16 protein-coding genes are annotated in these 15,960 nt (G+C 63.6%); 9 read left to right on the top strand and 7 right to left on the bottom strand.

Annotation, left to right across the window (positions count from 1 at the left end):
- Positions 1-91 precede the first annotated feature (91 nt).
- The 7 genes from C4S70_RS17370 to C4S70_RS17340 form a co-directional block, all read right to left on the bottom strand.
- The gene (locus tag C4S70_RS17370; RefSeq protein WP_146064254.1) at positions 92-574 is read right to left on the bottom strand and encodes a hypothetical protein; all 483 of its coding nucleotides are present in this window, start codon (positions 572-574) and stop codon (positions 92-94) included.
- Positions 564-1,337 carry a hypothetical protein gene (locus C4S70_RS18725; protein ID WP_160114906.1) on the bottom strand — a complete coding sequence of 258 codons (774 nt, stop codon included), beginning with the start codon at positions 1,335-1,337 and terminating at the stop codon, positions 564-566. Before C4S70_RS18725 ends, C4S70_RS17370 begins: the two co-directional genes overlap by 11 nt.
- The gene (locus C4S70_RS17360) at positions 1,334-1,867 is read right to left on the bottom strand and encodes a hypothetical protein (protein WP_235003878.1); all 534 of its coding nucleotides are present in this window, start codon (positions 1,865-1,867) and stop codon (positions 1,334-1,336) included. The genes C4S70_RS18725 and C4S70_RS17360 overlap by 4 nt, the downstream gene beginning before the upstream one ends.
- Positions 1,867-2,217: a hypothetical protein gene (locus C4S70_RS17355; RefSeq protein ID WP_200822804.1), complete on the bottom strand. Its 351-nt coding sequence runs from the start codon at positions 2,215-2,217 to the stop codon at positions 1,867-1,869. Before C4S70_RS17355 ends, C4S70_RS17360 begins: the two co-directional genes overlap by 1 nt.
- Before the next feature lie 22 nt (positions 2,218-2,239).
- Positions 2,240-2,833 (bottom strand): sigma factor, encoded by a 594-nt coding sequence (locus C4S70_RS17350; protein ID WP_104009359.1) that lies wholly within the window; start codon positions 2,831-2,833, stop codon positions 2,240-2,242.
- Positions 2,834-2,942: 109 nt separating this feature from the next.
- A complete protein-coding gene (locus C4S70_RS17345) occupies positions 2,943-3,884 on the bottom strand; it encodes a winged helix-turn-helix domain-containing protein (protein WP_146064253.1) in 942 nt (313 codons plus the stop codon).
- Positions 3,853-5,088, bottom strand: coding sequence for a hypothetical protein (locus C4S70_RS17340; protein WP_104009357.1), 1,236 nt, complete (start codon positions 5,086-5,088; stop codon positions 3,853-3,855). Before C4S70_RS17340 ends, C4S70_RS17345 begins: the two co-directional genes overlap by 32 nt.
- Before the next feature lie 363 nt (positions 5,089-5,451).
- On the opposite strand from C4S70_RS17340, the gene C4S70_RS17330 reads away from it, so the two are divergent.
- The 9 genes from C4S70_RS17330 to C4S70_RS19250 form a co-directional block, all read left to right on the top strand.
- On the top strand, positions 5,452-5,901 hold the full coding sequence (locus C4S70_RS17330; RefSeq protein ID WP_104009355.1) for a DUF2924 domain-containing protein: 450 nt from the start codon (positions 5,452-5,454) through the stop codon (positions 5,899-5,901).
- Entirely contained in the window at positions 5,898-7,205 is a 1,308-nt protein-coding gene (locus C4S70_RS17325) for a recombinase family protein (protein WP_104009354.1), read from the top strand. Before C4S70_RS17330 ends, C4S70_RS17325 begins: the two co-directional genes overlap by 4 nt.
- Positions 7,202-7,642, top strand: coding sequence for a hypothetical protein (locus C4S70_RS17320; protein ID WP_235003877.1), 441 nt, complete (start codon positions 7,202-7,204; stop codon positions 7,640-7,642). Before C4S70_RS17325 ends, C4S70_RS17320 begins: the two co-directional genes overlap by 4 nt.
- 100 nt (positions 7,643-7,742) lie before the next feature.
- Positions 7,743-7,955 (top strand): ribbon-helix-helix domain-containing protein, encoded by a 213-nt coding sequence (locus tag C4S70_RS19510; RefSeq protein WP_104009353.1) that lies wholly within the window; start codon positions 7,743-7,745, stop codon positions 7,953-7,955.
- A 28-nt stretch (positions 7,956-7,983) separates the two neighbouring features.
- Complete coding sequence (locus C4S70_RS17310; protein WP_104009352.1) at positions 7,984-9,819, top strand: DNA methyltransferase; 1,836 nt, start codon at positions 7,984-7,986, stop codon at positions 9,817-9,819.
- 46 nt (positions 9,820-9,865) lie between these two features.
- Positions 9,866-11,914 (top strand): N-6 DNA methylase, encoded by a 2,049-nt coding sequence (locus C4S70_RS17305; protein WP_200822803.1) that lies wholly within the window; start codon positions 9,866-9,868, stop codon positions 11,912-11,914.
- Positions 11,911-15,156 carry a class I SAM-dependent methyltransferase gene (locus C4S70_RS17300; protein ID WP_104009350.1) on the top strand — a complete coding sequence of 1,082 codons (3,246 nt, stop codon included), beginning with the start codon at positions 11,911-11,913 and terminating at the stop codon, positions 15,154-15,156. Before C4S70_RS17305 ends, C4S70_RS17300 begins: the two co-directional genes overlap by 4 nt.
- Before the next feature lie 142 nt (positions 15,157-15,298).
- The gene (locus C4S70_RS18920; RefSeq protein ID WP_200822802.1) at positions 15,299-15,487 is read left to right on the top strand and encodes a hypothetical protein; all 189 of its coding nucleotides are present in this window, start codon (positions 15,299-15,301) and stop codon (positions 15,485-15,487) included.
- A gap of 110 nt (positions 15,488-15,597) precedes the next feature.
- A partial coding sequence (locus C4S70_RS19250) for a hypothetical protein (protein WP_235003876.1) occupies positions 15,598-15,960 on the top strand: 363 nt, incomplete at its 3' end.

Below are 15,960 nucleotides of genomic sequence, written 5' to 3'. Positions count from 1 at the left end.
GTGGTCTTGCCCGCGCCGCTCGCCCCGAAGATCGCGGCCTTGACGCCGCGCGTCTCGGCCAGCCGCTGATCGGCGGTGATGATGGGGAGGGTCATGCCGGCACCTCCTGCGGCTTGCGGGGCGCCGCGGGATCACCGCTGGTCACGGCGGCGTAGAGCGCATCCAGCCGATCCGCGTCGGCGAGGCATTCGATCCCCTTGCGCCGCATGAAGCGCCGTGCGTCGTCGAGCAGCGCGGGATCGGCGATCAGATCGGGGATCGCGACATATTCCTCGGCGCTCTCGACGAAGTAGGATTTCGAGCGCAGGTCCTTCACGAGCGGCGCGAAGGCCGCGCAGATCTCCGAGAAATCCGCCTGACCCGACCCGTCGTCCCGATTGCGCAGGATGCGCTTGACCTCCGAGACGATCCCGGTGCGCAGCATGCGCAACGCGCCTTCCTCGCGCGCCTGCGAACAGGTCAGCGGAAAGGCCGCCTCCATGATCTCGTCGGCGATCCTGGGCGCGTTGTTGCCCACACGGGAGGCAAACTCCCAGACGGACGCGGCAAAGGCCGCGGATTGGCTATTCAGCATCGAGCCACTCCTTGATGTTCGTGAAGACTTCGGCGCCGCGGGCGATGGCCCGGGCGTCGAGATGGTGGAACGGATCGTCCCGCGCCTTGCGCATGCCCTGCCGGGCGAGTGCGAGGTTTTCGTCCGAAGCCCATTCGGCGAAGGCCCGAAACGTGCCGGTCACATGCTGCCAGGCGGCGCGCTCGGGCGTCGGCGGGACATGGACGGGATTGCGGCGGCCGGCGGGGCGCTGCGGGCGCATCCCCCGCCTGGCCGCGTCAATCACCATCTTGCGCAGAGCGGCGCGGGTCGGTTCCTCGCCGCGTTCGAGGCGCTCGTTCAGCACGCGCTGGACGATGCCGGGTTCGGCGGCCTCGGCATCGCGGATCTGGCGGGCCTCGTGGATCTGGTCGCGGCGCAGGCCGAGATCAGATGCCGTCGCCTGAAAAGTGTTACCGTTCTCAACCCTTTTGGGTCGACCGGAGGCCACGTCACCGCGGGCCTGCGCGGCATCGTATTCGTCGGCAAGCCGACGCTTGGCACGTGCCTCGATCTCGAGCGCATGGGCCTGCGCGCGATGGGCGGCCGCGACGAGATCGTCATGGGCGCTCTTGGCCCGCTGCAACCGGGCGGCGCGTTTGGCAACGTCATAGGCCAGACCGGCCATGTCGCGCGCCTCGAGCACCTCGGCCGCGGTCTTGGCCCCCGCCAGAGTGCTGGCGGCGCGGTCGATCAGGCTGGGAAGATCCTGTGCCTCGGAGGAAATCGGGGCGATCGCGGTCATCGCGCGTCCTCCCGCGGCAGGATCGCGACCTTCAGCGTGCCCGGCCGCACCGTGCGGGCGGGTTCGAAGCCCTTGCGGATCGCCTCGGGCCATGCGGCGTATTTGCGCTCGGGGACGCGGTACGTGACGTCGACGTATTGCTCGGGATCGTCGCCCGCGGCGCGGATGCGCTCGACCATGGCGGCGAGCTGCTCCTGGTCCCAGTCGACGCGCTTGGGCAGGTCGGCGACCACGGTGAAGTCGCCGTCGTCCAGCCTGACGGTGCCTGTGTCCTTGCCAGCCGCGCGACGGGCTTCCTCGGCGCGGGCGGCGTAGCGGATGTTCAGCGCCCCATCGAGGCGGGCCTTGGCAGCCTTCGCCTGCTTCAGGCGCTCGTCCACCTCGCGCTGCAGGATGGCGAGCAGATCGACGGGCAGCCGGGCGATCTCGGCCGCATCGAGGCGGGAAAGATCGTCCGGCGTGGGCGCATTGGCGGGATAGGGCATAAACGGGTCTCCGTGACTGGCGAAGTGGTCGAGAAAGCGGGCCATCAGGCGGCCTCCGGCTCGGCGAGCAGGCGCTCGAGCGGCATTGGCGCCGCACGCGGCTTCGGCCGGGCGATGGCGAGATAGGCGAAGCGGTCGGGGCCGAGGCGCTCCTGCACGAGATGCACGAGCCCCGCCTCGCAGGCGCGGAAGGCGGCTGAGGCGAGCGCTGCCAGCCGCTGGCGGTCCGTATCAGGCAAGGTCGACATGCCCGCCATCGTGTCGATCCCGAGAAAACCCTGATGGTATTCCAGCCGGTCGCCGGGCGCGGCCTGGCCCACCCAGGCGCAGAACTCGATATCCGTGAGCGGGCGCGCGGCGCGGACTGTGATGAAGGGGGTGTTGCCCATGAACATGATCTCCTCCTTTCGCCTCTACTCACGCCGCGACGAGATCGTCCCACGAGGGACCGAGCCCATGGGCGGTGAGAACGAGCCGGAGATCGGCGAGGCGTCGGTAGAGCGCGGAGCGGCTGCCGAAGCCGTCGGCGGCCAGCGAGGTCACGGAACGATGGGCCAGCGCGCGACAGAACCGGCGGTCGTCCTCCGGCAACCGCGCCAGCGCGGTCCGCAGGGATTCCCGGGTCAGACTGTCCGCCTGCGCGTCGCGGTCCTGTCCGTGCCAGGCGGCAAGGCCATCGTCCTCGCTCAGCATCTCGCCAATGGGTTCACGGGAGCCGGCCAGCGGCAGGTCGAGCGAGAGCAGCGATCCACCCTGCGCCCGACGCTGGCGGTGGTGCCGGATGGCGATCCGCGAACACTGGTTGCGCAGCACGATGTTGGCGAAGGCGCCGATGCTGCCGCGGCTCGCATCGAAGCCTGGAAGCCGGCAGATCAGGTCGACGAGCAGATCCTGGCGGAGGTCGTCGAGATCGGGGGCGGGCAATGTCAGCTTGCGGTGCAGCCGCCGTGCCGCGAGGTCGGCCTCGTCGATCAGCGTGGATAGCTCGGCGGGGGAAATCGGGGAATGCATGTCGTGGTGCCTCGGAACATCATTTCTGTTGTTCCAAGACTGCCCGACAGGCCGACGCTTTCGGTGTGTTTGGCGTGTGCTTGTTGTGTGTGAATTGTGTGCGGAGTGCTCAGTCCTCGATGGCCACCTCTTCGGGTGCCATGCCGAGGCGATAGCCGTAGCCACGCACGGTGACGATCAGGTCGTCCACGGCCGAGCGCGACAGGCCGCATCCGACCAGAGCCTTGCGCAGATCCCGAACGATCTCGTTCGCCGGACGCCCGGTCCGCGCGTCGATCATCTCCTTGCGCAGCACCGGATCGCGCTGCCCGGCCTGTTCCGCGAAAAGCCGGATCAGTGCAAACATCTGCGGCGTGAGATCGAGGCGGCGTCCGTCGAACACCACCGACTGGCGGCTCCGGCTCAGCACGAGGCGAGGCGCGGTGACGGCGATCGGCGAAAGTCGGTCAAACGCGATATTCTCCATACCGTGATCGTCCAACAGCACGCATTCGGCCAGCGAGCGCGCTTCGATGCCGGCCGCCCGCAAATGCAGTTCGGTTGCCGGGTCGACCTCGGTGGCGATGACGGTGATGGGCGCCGATCCGGCGGCCATTCTGGTCGCGAGCATGGTGGCAGGCGCCATCAGCAGATCCGCGTCGTGGCAGAGAAACACGCAGATTCCCGTGGGCAATCGCCCCAGGAGCCAAAGCCCGTCCGCGACAACGGTGGCCGCTGCCGGAAATCCCGCGGATGCCGCCATGGCAGAGATCAGGTTGTCGGCGTCAATACCGAAACGGCGGAGGTCATCTGGCTCAAGCACCACATCCTCCACCGCATCGTGCGGGCAGCACGCGCGCAGTTCGTCGCCCATCTGCCGGATCGGGCGCACATCCAGACCGCACTCGCAGTGCGCGCAGACCGACCAGCTGTCCGCCTTCGGATGCTCGATCAGCACGCGCTTCCTCAGCAGGCGCTCGACCTCGCGCTCGGGAAATCGGCGCAACGCCCGGCCCGAGATCGCGACCTGCGGGCCGCCGTCACTCAGCCGCGTCCACAACCATGCCAGCATCGCGGTCCTTCTCCAGCCCGTGGCGCGCGATCAGCGTGTGGATCGCCTTCTCGAACCGCGTGCGGCGAAACGCGAGCGTTCCCGGTGGCTTCAGCCTCACGGTCACCTGCGCCGGGCGCTTCCCCTCCGACTTCATAAAGACCCGGAAAGAGATCTCGCCGAGCCGCCAGCCCTTGCCGAACCGCACCTCGCTGCCCTCGAAGTGCCGCAGCGCCCCGGCTGGGTCCTTGGACACCCAGCTCCGGACGTAACGCCATTTCCCTTCGGCCTCGTCCCACTCGAACTGGTCCGCGGCGGCGGCCACGATTCGCACATCGAGGATGCGGTCGTCGTAGCGATGATCGAAGGCGAAGTCAGGGCCGGCCTCGCTGATCGGATCAAGGGTGTAAAGATCGCGGGCATCCTTGCCGGAGAAGAAGCCGGGGCGGCCAAGGATCTGTCTTGCGAAGATCTCGGCGAGATCCGCCTGTTGGGCCTTCGCGACCCCGCCGATGAACAACCGAGCCTCTGCCGGGGAGTAGCGCAGCGTGGCGTATTTCACGGCGCGCAGCGGGATGATCTTCTCCCTGTCGCCGTCCACCACGGGTGTCGTCGCGACCGGGGCGCCGTGGCTGACGACGAGGTTGATCTCGCCGTCCTCCTCGTAGGGACCGAGGCGGCAATACTCACCTTGGAGATCGCGGGCGAAGAGCTTCATCGAGGCGACCTTGAATGCCTCGGTGATCTCCGCGGTCAGGTCGGCGCTGACGTCGCGCTCCGGCCCGCGAAATTCGGCCAGCGCTGTCGGGGCTCGCAGTGCATGGAAGTCCGCCGCCGCCTCGAAGACGCTCTTGTGATGCAGGTAGGTGTGCAGCGCGACATGCTTTGGGTCGTGCCTGGCAGGCGCCGATTCCTTCTCGTCCGTCTCAGGATCGGGATAGAGCACAACGCCCTGGCGCCGCGCCTCGTTCAGGATGATCTGCATGCCCTCGTTGCTGCCGAGGTCAGCCACCCGGTGGAGATCGGCCACGATGCCTCTGTTCCACGCCGTGACAGCTGCTTCAAAATGTTTGGCGAGCGCAGATCGGACCACCGAATCTTCGCCATCGAAATGGATGGGCACGTCCTCCGGCTCGAAATGGCGCGCGAAGAGCTCCTCGATGAGTCCCAGATCGATGGTCTTCAGGAACTTCGGATTGACGAATTTCTTGAGATCGGAACCCATTTTGCCTCCTCGCTACCGGCGGTCATGTTCGCTTAATGTTCTATACTCCCAGACAACCGGGAGTCGAGTCCACAAATGCCGATCCACGCGCGCTCGGCTCCCGTGGGACGTCTCGCGGAGGCCATGAGTAGAAGAAGGGTGAGACATCACGGACCCGCCCTTCATGAAACTCCCCAACCCCCTGCCACCCGACCTGCTGTCCCCGGCCGAGCGCCGCGCGGAACTCTGCCGTCTGCTGGCGGCCGGCCTGGTCAGGCTGCGGATGCGGGAGAACGGGCAACTCTCTGCGAAGAAGGGAGAATTTCCGCTACACAACTCACTCGACCAGAGCGGTAGTGCAGGTCCAACCGAACGGAGGACCGCATGACGACCCACGATCCCATTCCCGCGCGCCTGGCCGCGCTCAAGACCATGAAGACGCCGGAACTGAAGGCCCAGTGGCGCGATCTGTTCGACAGCGAGCCGCCGCCTTTCAACCGGCGTTACCTCGAAAGCCGCTTGGCCTATCGCATCCAGGAACTCGCCTATGGCGGGTTGAAGCCCGAGACGATCCGGCGGCTTGAACGGCTTGGTGAGGAGTTTGATGGCGGCGACCGCAAGAAGAGCCGCGTGCGGGCCGATGCCATGCCCATCGCGGGCACGCGGCTGATCCGCGAATGGCAAGGTGTCGAGCATGTCGTCACCGTCACCGCCGACGGGTTTGAGTGGCAGGGTCGGCCCTACAAGTCGCTCTCGGCCATCGCCCGCGCGATCACCGGGACGCGCTGGAATGGCTGGGTGTTCTTCGGGCTCAGGAACCGGAGCCGGCGATGACGGACATCAAGATCAAGCGCCGCTGTGCGGTCTACACCCGGAAATCCTCGGAAGAAGGGCTGGAGCAGGAGTTCAACTCGCTCGACGCGCAGCGCGAGGCCTGCGAGGCCTATGTCGCCAGCCAGCGCTCCGAGGGCTGGGTGCTGGTGCGCGACCGCTACGACGATGGCGGCATCTCCGGCGGCACGCTGGAACGGCCCGGCCTGCAGCGGCTGATCGCCGACATCGAGGACGGGCTCGTCGACGTGGTGGTAGTCTACAAGATCGACCGCCTCAGCCGCTCGCTGGCGGATTTCGCCAAGCTGGTCGAGGTCTTTGACCGAAACGGCGTCACCTTTGTCTCCGTCACCCAGTCGTTCAATACCACCACGTCGATGGGCCGGCTGACGCTGAACATCCTGCTGTCCTTCGCCCAGTTCGAGCGCGAGGTGACGGCCGAACGCATCCGCGACAAGGTCGCCGCCAGTCGGAAGAAGGGTATGTGGATGGGCGGCGTGCCGCCCTACGGATACCGCGTCGAGAACCGGAAGCTGGTGATCGACAACGAAAAGGCTGAGCACGTTCGCTGGATCTTCGCCCGGTTCCTCGACATCGGCTCGGGAACTGAGCTGGCCCGCGAGGTCGCGAAACGCGGTATCCGCACGCCGCGCGGCAACCGGATCGACAAGAAATACCTCTACCGGATGCTGAACAACCGCGCCTATATCGGCGAGGCGGTCCACAAGGGGCAGAGCTACCCGGGCGAGCACGACGCCATCATCGACCGCGAGACGTGGGACCGCGTCCACGCCATCCTGCAGGAGAGCCCTCGGAAGCGCGCCGCCCGCACCCGCGCCGAGACGCCGGCGCTCCTGAAGGGGCTGCTCTTCGGGCCGGATGGCGAGGCGTTCTCGCCCACCCATACCCGCAAGGGCGGGCGCCTCTACCGGTACTATGTCAGCCAGACAGTTCTGAAGCACGGTGCCGGATCCTGTCCGATCGGCCGCGTGCCAGCGGGCGAGATCGAGGCGGCCGTCATCGACCAGCTGCGGGCCGTTTTCCGCCAGCCCGAAATCGTGGCGGGGACATGGAAGGCCGCGCGCGCCCACGCCGACAACATCACCGAGGCCGACGCCCGGACCGCCTTGCAACAGCTCGACCCGCTGTGGGACGAACTCTTCCCTGCCGAGCAGGCGCGCATTGTGGCGCTGCTGGTCGAGCGGATCGACATCGGCACCGAGGGGCTCGACATCCGGATGCGGGTGGATGGGTTGCGCGGTCTTGCGCATGAGATGATGGCCGGCGGCTTGGGAGAAGGCGCATGAAACCTGCCGCCACACCCGACACTATTGTGCTGCACGTCCCGTTCCGTCTGGTCAAACGCGGCGGACGCAAGGAGGTGCAACTGCCCGACGGTGCGCCGGTGCAGCGCCGGACCGACAGCACTCTCGTCAAGGCGCTCGCCCGGGCGTTCCGCTGGAAGCGCATGCTGGAATCAGGCGAATTCAATACCATCAACGAACTGGCCGAGCGCGAAGGGATCGCCCCCTCCTACATGACCCGCGTCCTGCGCCTGACACTGCTCGCGCCCGACATCGTGGAGGCGATCCTGAATGGGCAGCAGGGGCCGGAGGTGACGCTGGGGCGGCTGCTGAAGGGGTTTTCAATAGAATGGGCATCACAGTACGAGATCTCTTGCTGGCCCCTAAAGGTGGCGCCTGAAGCAGCTGGCCGCGCCGCTTGGAGCATCCCGTCGCGTTGATTTTCTAGTCACCTTACGTGTATCATCGTGCATCACTTTGTTGCACCCACCTGCGAATCCGTGTATGAAGAACAATAAAGGAACGTAGAGGCGCGCCACTATGCCTGCGAAGCCCCGGAAGTTTGGCCCACGCCTTACGGTTAGCCTAACCGGCAGTGACTACGACGCGCTCTCTATCCTCGCAGAAAAGGGTGAAGTCTCGGTTTCTTGGGTCATACGCAGGGCTATCGAAGAATACCTTGCAAATCACACTGACGACGTCGAACCGACCCTGCCACTGAGGCGGCTTCAGAAGGTCGAAAAAGCGCAATAGGCCCAATATGATGGCCAAGGGGGGCTGAGTGGTACAGGCATTCGAGAGAACAGAACCAACACTAAAGAGGCTCTATGAAAGAGCTCTACCGGCCAAACGCACTGGTCACCTTTACGGGGCCTTTCCGTATCCCACAAAAATCTCTCCTGAAGCCATCGCCCTCTTCATTGCTGCACACACCAAACCTGGCGACACGGTTTTTGACGGATTTGCCGGCAGCGGCACAACCGGTCTCGCAGCATTGCTGTGTGAAAACCCCACGTCTGAGTTGCGGAGCGAAGCCGAGCGCCTTGGCTTGGATGTGCAGTGGGGCGCGCGCAACGCGGTGCTATATGAGCTGGGCGCGCTCGGATCCTTTGTCGGGCAAACCCTGACCAATCCTCCCGATCCCAAGACGTTTCGCCAGGCAGCCGAAGCTCTGCTGCGCGAGGCGGTGGTGGAAGATGGTTGGATGTACGAAGCGATCGATCCCGAGGGGAAGAGCGGGGCCATCCGTCACGTCATCTGGAGCGATCTCATCGCTTGCCCATCTTGCTGCCGCACGGTTGCATTGTGGGATTCGTGCGTTTCGCTCGGACCGGCGCGCATCGCCTCTAAGTTCACCTGTCCGAGTTGCGGTCATGAAGGGAGCTTTGATGGGGTTCGTCGCCTGACCGAAGAGGTGGCCGACGAGATCACAGGCACGCTTACCGCGCAACGGGTACGGCGGCTTGCCCGTGTCTACGGCGTCACGGGCAAGAAGCGCTGGTCTCGTCCTCCTTTGAAGTCCGATATGCAGCTCCTCGAAAAGATTGCTGCACAACCGCTTCCGGACGGGGTGCCATCAGTCGAGATTCCTTGGGGCGATCTTTATCGCAACGGCTATCATCAGGGGATCACCCATCTGCATCATTTCTACACACGCCGAAATCTCACAGTTTTCGCGCGGCTATGGCAGCGCGCCAGCAAGTACCAAGGGAGCCTGCGGGACGCCTTGAGATTCTGGCTCCTGAGCTACAACGCCTCACATGCGACGATCATGACGCGCGTGGTTGCGAAGACGGACCAGAAGGACCTTGTCGTTACCAGCGCGCAGCCGGGTGTCCTCTATGTCAGCGGACTTCCGGTGGAGAAGAACCTGTTCGCAGGGTTGCGCCGCAAGCTCACCACAATAGCGAATGCATTCGCCGTCATTCATGGGCGCAAAGGCATGGTCGAAGTTCATCAGGGGTCATCGTGCCATGTCAGCCTGCCGGATGGCAGCATCGACTATGTCTTCACCGATCCGCCGTTTGGCGGGAATATTCCTTATGCCGAAATCAACTTCCTCAATGAAGCGTGGCTGTCCCGCTATACGGACCGGACGGACGAGATCATCGTCAGCAGCAGTCAGGAGAAATCAATTGAGGACTACCAGAGCCTTCTGACCGCTGCGCTTAGCGAAGTGAACCGCATCCTCAAGCCGAAGGGGCGCGCAACACTGGTCTTCCACTCCGCATCCGCGGATGTCTGGAACGCCCTGCAATCGGCTTACACCAATGCGGGCCTCGGCATCGAATGTGCGGGTATCCTGGACAAGACGCAGGGCAGCTTCAAACAGGTGACGACAACAGGAGCGGTGCGCGGCGATCCGGTGTTGCTTCTCTCGAAAGTCGAGGCGAAGCAGGATGACCGGCCAAAAGATTCGGTGTGGGCGGTCGCCGAGCAGCTTCAGCAGGCATCGCTTTCTCTCGACCCCTCCGAGCAGACGGCGCAGCGGCTCTACTCCCGCCTCATCAGTCATTTCCTTACCAATCACCAAAAGGTCCCGCTCGATGCTGACGATTTCTATCGCTGGTACAACGCGCAAAGCGGCGTGAAGGTGACCGATTGTGCGGGGCTCTGAACCGAAGACAGTAGCTCACGATGCGGCCCGCGCATTTGAAAGCGCGTTGCCGCCTGCGCAGCGCAAGGCGCTTGGGCAGTACTTCACTGGTATGCGCCTCGGCCGCGCGCTTGCACATTTCGCAGTTGGCGAGAAAACCGAGCGTGTTCTCGACCCTATGGCGGGGCATGGCGATTTGTTGGACGCAGTGCATGAAGCGGCGGCGCGCGTCGGTGCAACTCTGTCCCGCATTGACGGAATCGAGATCGATCCCGCCACAGCCGAATTTTGCGAATATCGCCTAAGGACTCTCGCCGGACCGGGCGACGCCGCGCCAAGGATCATCTGCGGCGATGCGTTCGATCGTCGGTCCTACGAGGGTCTCGGCGTCGAACCGTATGATCTCGTTATCACCAATCCGCCCTATGTCCGGTATCAATCGTTGAACGGTCGCGCCGACAAGGTCCGGCGGGGTCTTCTCGCCGCGGCAGATGAGCTTCTTGATGGCGAGGCGCGCGCTATCTGGACGGCTCTCGCGGCAGGCTATTCGGGACTGGCCGACCTCTCGGTTCCGGCTTGGCTCCTGAGCGCGCTGCGTGTCCGTCCGGGCGGGCGCCTTGCGCTGGTTGTCCCGGCGACATGGCGTTCGCGCGCCTATGGTGATGTGATCCGCTACCTACTTCTTCGCTGCTTTGCCGTAGAGATCATCGTCGAGGATACCCAGCCGGGCTGGTTTTCCGATGCCTTGGTGCGCACGCACCTGGTGATCGCGCGCCGTTTGTCCGACGACGACCTTGCAGTTCCACTCAGCGCGCGGGAGCGCTGGACCGATGCACGCTGGATTCAAGTCGCGCCGGCGGCGGCAGACGATATGTCTCTGGTCGGCGCAGCTTTCCCCGATGTGGATCCCGAGGCTGCGTTTGCTAGCTGGGTCTACTCCGGGCGCGAACAGCGATTAGGCATCGACTCTCGGGACTTTTCCTTCGCGGCCGAATGGGCGGCCCTGCGGGGCACAGCCGGCAACCGTCCGTGGTTTGCCGAGCTGGAACCTGGGGGGCGCGATCTACCACTTCGTGCTACCGGCGCGGCATCCGGACCGCCGGTTCCCGAAGCGATGCTGGATTTGCTGCCGGAGGAATTTGACGGTTCGGTCCTTTGCTCTCTGGAAGAGCTCGGCCTGCATGTCGGACAGGGCCTTCGCACCGGCTGCAATCGCTTCTTCTATTGCCGAGCATTGCACGAATCCGATTCCGCCACAATCGAGGTGGAGCTCGATGCTGCCTATGGCAGCAGTGTCCTGGCCGTTCCGCGAGATGCGGTGCGTCCAGTGCTGCACCGGCAGGCTGAGCTGGAAGGTTGGCGCAACGGCCATATACCGGCAACACGTGTTCTCGATCTGCGCGGTTGGATCTTGCCCGAGGACGCCGAAGCTGCCCGCGCTGCGCAGCGGAGTTATGAGATTGCTGGCATTGCGCCGCCCCGGCAGATGCCCACGGCACTTGCCGAGTTCGTGCGGCGGGCCGCTGCGCAGCCGCTCGGTGCTGGCGAAGCCGCGAAACCCGTTTGCGAACTCTCTGCCGTGAGAACCAATGTCAGGGCAGCGCGCCCGGCGGCACCACCACGATTTTGGTATATGCTCCCTGACTTTACGCGCCGGCATCTGCCTCACGCTTTTGTGCCGCGGATAATCCACGGGAGCCCGCAAGTCTACCGCAATTCAGAGGAACCGATCGTGATCGACGCAAACTTCTCGACGTTCTGGCCAGATGATGACGGCTGGTCACCCGGCTCTCTCGCCGCCTTCCTCAATAGCGCCTGGTGCAAAGCGGCCATGGAGGCGGTCGGGACGCCGCTTGGTGGCGGCGCACTTAAGCTCGAAGCGGTCCATTTGCGCGTGATGCCGGTTCCACGCCTTAGCAGGGCTGCAATTGATGAGATCGATACTGTATGCGCAGCGCAACAGAGCGAAGAGCGCACGCGGCAGGCGATCGACCGAATCATTCTCCGCGCACTGCTCGGCACCACGACGTCGGCGGCGGCGTTGGACCGGTTGGCGCAAGACCTTTATGGGCGGCTTTCAGATATGGGCGCTGCGCGCCAACGAGGTGCCGCATGAGCGCAAATATCGAGCAGGCCCGTGAAACACTGATACGCTGCCGCGGACTGCGCGAGAAGGGCGCCGTCGAGGCGGTAGTGCGCGGCGAGTTCCAGTCGCGCCTGCGCAGTATCTTTCCCGGCAAAGACGACGAGCGCTGGATCAATCACTATAGCGAAGGCGCCGAAGCTCACACCAAGGTCGGCACCAAGACCGGCAGGGCGGCGGACCGTTTCATCGATAACCTCGTCGGATCGACAACGATTGAATACGAAGCCGATCTACGGATCAAATCGAAGCGCGACGAAGGTTACAGTCAGGTCAGGGAACATGCTGCCGGGCTCATTCGCGCCGGCGCGAAGGATTCGCAAGTTCGCGGCATCCTCTCCGACACCGTTGAATGGTATGCCTACGACGTGGCGCTGCGTCCCGGCGTCGATCCGGCGAGTTGCACCGCCGAAGACATTCAACTCACCGAAGTCGAGACATTCACTGAAGGCAGCGATGACGCCCACGCAGCCGAACGCCTGACTCTCTTCCTGCGACGTCATCTGGCGCGCGAACAGTCGCGCCCGCTGATCGCGGAAAATCTCTCTTTCGATCTCGGTCTGGAAAGCCCTGCCTACCGGCGCAATGTCGATGCGCTGACGATGCTGGTCGAGACGGGGCGCGAAAGCGAGCCGTCCATCGCGCTCGCCACCGATCTGTGGTCGCACTTCGTCGATCATCTTGAAGGTGCCGGCGGCGCGTTTCGCACCGGGCCTTATGTCGACGAGATCTATCTGAACATTCTCGCTCGGCTGCTGAGCGCCAATGCGCTGGCCGGTTCCGCGATCGTCAGTGCGGATGACGAGCTGCAGGCAATGTTGAATGGCGCTTACTTTCGTGATCGCTATCAGCTCGAAAATCTCGTAGAGCAGGATTATTTCGGGTGGATCTCAAGCCCAACGCATATTGGCGGCTTTCTACCCGTCGCCCGCGAGATCCAGCGCGACCTCTACGCCTATGATTTCTCACGGCGCGCCGAAGAGGACTTGTTCGGTCGTCTGATGGCCCAGCTTGCCCGGCGCAGCCAGCGCAAGTTGCTAGGACAGGAATGGACTCCAGGCTGGCTCTCCCGCCATCTTGCCGAGCGTTGCCTAGATCTGTTGCCCGACGGTGAAGCACCCGCGATCGTTGATATGTGCTGCGGCTCGGGGGCAATTCTGGCCGAAGTTATCAAGGCCGCGCGTGATCGCTACGGCTGTGCCGACATCACCGCCCTGCATGAGGTCGTCACCGGCTTCGACATCGACCCACTCGCGGTCGCGTTGTCGAAGACGACCTGGGTGATCACCCTAGCGGCAGAAATCAACGCCGCCGCCGCGCCGGTGACCATACCCGTGTACCATGCCGACTCGTTGTTTGCCGTGACGCCGGTCTCGGCATCAATCCCGATGCTCGGCGATGGCGACATGATCGACATCACGCTCGATGGCGAGACGATCAAGCTACCGGCGGGACTTGTCCACCCGGACTATCGCGAGCTATTCGACCGGATCGTAGATTGGGCCTATGACGAGGCACACGATATTGGCGCCCCTGCGCTCACGGAAGATGACGCCACCGCGACACTCGATACGGCAGCAGCGGCGAGCGGCGTAACCCTGCCCTCGGAGCTCCGGCAGGCGGCGATCGCCGCGGTACTTGCGCTCGCAAACCGCATGAAGGAGCTTGCCGCTGCCGGACGCAACGGCATCTGGGCTTTCATTCTACGCAACACCTATCGGCCCGGCTTGCTCGCTGGGCAGTTCAACGGCCTCGTCAGCAATCCACCCTGGCTGGCGATGAGTGCACTTGCCGATAATCCCTACCGTAAGGTGCTCTCGCGCCGCGCAACGCTGTACGGCGTGAAACCGGCAGGGCAGTCTTTCCTGCATCTTGAGCTCGGGACGACCCATCTGTTGCACGCCGTTGACCGCTATCTCAAGCCGGGAGCGGCCGTTGCCTGTCTTGTGCCAGGCACGATCTTCAATGGGACTCACCATGAGCGGTTCCGGCAGCGCGCCTATCTGACCAGCGCTCGCCCGGTTCCTTTTTACGTTTCTGAAGTCTGGCAGGTTGCGCCAGGCACTTTCAAGTATCCTGGTGCCGCGCTGATCGGGCACAAGGAAGCGAACCCCGGTGCTGCCAACAAGCCGCCGCAACGTGGCTTTGTTGCCCAGCAGGACGGAACCAAAACAGCAGAGTTCTCCATCCGCAAGATAGGTGCGGCGCGCACGGCGTGGGTGCTGGAAAAAGGCGGGATGCCCGCCGCAGCCGCAGGCAACGAAGAGGTATCACAGCAGGGCGCAGACCTTATGCCCCGTGTTGCAGTCTGCGTGGAAATCCTGAACGACTCCGGCAGAGAATATCGCGTTGATACCCCAACACCCGATTCGAGATGGGGCTTTACAGTCAAGCAGGTGAAGAAACTCTCCGGCGCGCTCTTCCCTGGGTATGTTGCGCCGCGCTTCATCCATCTGATGGCCCAATCGGAAAACCTGCTGCCATTCGTCTTCGGTGACGACCGCGCCCCGGTTGCCATTCCGGCAAGCCGCGATGCTACCGGCGCGTGGCAGATTTACGAGCCCTCTGAAATCCGCCGTATGGGCTTCACCCATTCCGCGCGCCGTTTCACTGCAATCAATACGCGGCTGGCAAGTGTAGGCGCCGGCAACACGCTCGAATTCAGGATCAATGTTCGCAACAAGCTGACCAATCAGCAATTCGGCGATGCCGGCTGTCTCGTTCTCTCGGGTGCAGGCGGCAAACACATCTGTGCTGCATGCCTGCCGCTGACCGAAGCCGATGAGCTCGTCATTGATCAGACCTTGTACTGGCAGGTTGTGCCGGACGAGGACGAAGCGTGGTTCAGAACCGGTGTGCTCAATAGCAGCGCGTTGACCGAAGCGATCCTGCCGTTCAATCCCGAAGGGGATTTCGGGCCGCGACACATCCACACGCTTCCCTATCGGCTCATGCCGGCCTTCGATTCGGCGAATGACGATCACCAGCGTATTGCAGAACTTGCGCGCCGGCTCGCAACCTTCGCGACTGCGACAGTCGCCGGAGATGCGTATATCGGCGATCCGAGCCGGTCACTGCCGGTACGGCGCCGAAAAATGCGCGAAGCGCTGGCAGAAACGGACGACAAGAAAGAACTCGAACAACTCTGTGCCGCGCTGCTCGGCACGAGCGCGCCTGAAAGCGAGCCGGAGGTGGGCGGGACGGATGGCACATGAACCAAACCCCAACGATCCTCAAACTGAAGATTGACCGGTTTCGCAATCTCCAAGCGCTTGACAGGAAACCGTCCTCCGGAATGAACATCGTGCTTGGCGCGGCGATGCCCGAAAGACCACCATCCTTGATGCGATTGCGCTGTTGCTCAGCCCTTCCAACAGCATTGTGCTTTCCGACGCGGATTACTGGCAGCGCAAGGTCGAAGACGAATTCGTTATCCAACCGATCCTCGCGCTGCTTGCAGCGGGCTGGCCCGTGGCGATGATCTGGGAATGTGCCTTGCGAAAGCCCGAACAAGTCACCGTAGCCACCGACCGTCTTTCGTTATGACTGCTGAATCAACTTGACACGCTCGAGTTCGGCGATCGCGAGGTTTCGGTCCCCACAAGAGGAAACGAGGATATCAGCTCTTCCAGCTGACCTATTCAGCCAAGGCGACGATGCGGCTGTTGAATGTTCGATGCGGGTTCCTTCTCTCGAACGCCACTGATATCGAAGTGTTCAGGTTGCGTTACAAAATAATAACGTGTTTCCAGAGCCTTGCGAAAAATTCACCAAGCCCGCTCAGTCAACAGGTTCAGAGAATATCGGCCCGGAGAGACCAATTCTGGCAGTTTCCCACCGGCGAAGGTGAACAGCCCATCGGCGTAACCCTTGAAAACAAGGGCAAAATTCCGGGCACGCTGAGGAAGAGAAAAATTCCGCGAAGGCAAGTGGCGGAGGGGAAGGGACTGGGGGCGAACGTTCTCCCGAGACCCAACGGGGCTTGTTCCGGCCAGCTCCGTAAAGGCGGCACGCTCGGC

It is taken from the genome of Jhaorihella thermophila (assembly GCF_900108275.1).
Lineage (GTDB): Bacteria > Pseudomonadota > Alphaproteobacteria > Rhodobacterales > Rhodobacteraceae > Jhaorihella > Jhaorihella thermophila.
This window is presented reverse-complemented; position numbering and strand designations above follow the sequence as displayed.

Excerpts from the sequence above, each read along its gene's own strand:
- C4S70_RS17370 (WP_146064254.1), bottom strand. The coding sequence starts at position 574 with ATGCTGAATAGCCAATCCGCGGCCTTTGCCGCGTCCGTCTGGGAGTTT.
- C4S70_RS18725 (WP_160114906.1), bottom strand. The coding sequence starts at position 1,337 with ATGACCGCGATCGCCCCGATTTCCTCCGAGGCACAGGATCTTCCCAGC.
- C4S70_RS17360 (WP_235003878.1), bottom strand. The coding sequence starts at position 1,867 with ATGGCCCGCTTTCTCGACCACTTCGCCAGTCACGGAGACCCGTTTATG.
- C4S70_RS17355 (WP_200822804.1), bottom strand. The coding sequence starts at position 2,217 with ATGTTCATGGGCAACACCCCCTTCATCACAGTCCGCGCCGCGCGCCCG.
- C4S70_RS17350 (WP_104009359.1), bottom strand. The coding sequence starts at position 2,833 with ATGCATTCCCCGATTTCCCCCGCCGAGCTATCCACGCTGATCGACGAG.
- C4S70_RS17345 (WP_146064253.1), bottom strand. The coding sequence starts at position 3,884 with ATGCTGGCATGGTTGTGGACGCGGCTGAGTGACGGCGGCCCGCAGGTC.
- C4S70_RS17340 (WP_104009357.1), bottom strand. The coding sequence starts at position 5,088 with ATGGGTTCCGATCTCAAGAAATTCGTCAATCCGAAGTTCCTGAAGACC.
- C4S70_RS17330 (WP_104009355.1), top strand. The coding sequence starts at position 5,452 with ATGACGACCCACGATCCCATTCCCGCGCGCCTGGCCGCGCTCAAGACC.
- C4S70_RS17325 (WP_104009354.1), top strand. The coding sequence starts at position 5,898 with ATGACGGACATCAAGATCAAGCGCCGCTGTGCGGTCTACACCCGGAAA.
- C4S70_RS17320 (WP_235003877.1), top strand. The coding sequence starts at position 7,202 with ATGAAACCTGCCGCCACACCCGACACTATTGTGCTGCACGTCCCGTTC.
- C4S70_RS19510 (WP_104009353.1), top strand. The coding sequence starts at position 7,743 with ATGCCTGCGAAGCCCCGGAAGTTTGGCCCACGCCTTACGGTTAGCCTA.
- C4S70_RS17300 (WP_104009350.1), top strand. The coding sequence starts at position 11,911 with ATGAGCGCAAATATCGAGCAGGCCCGTGAAACACTGATACGCTGCCGC.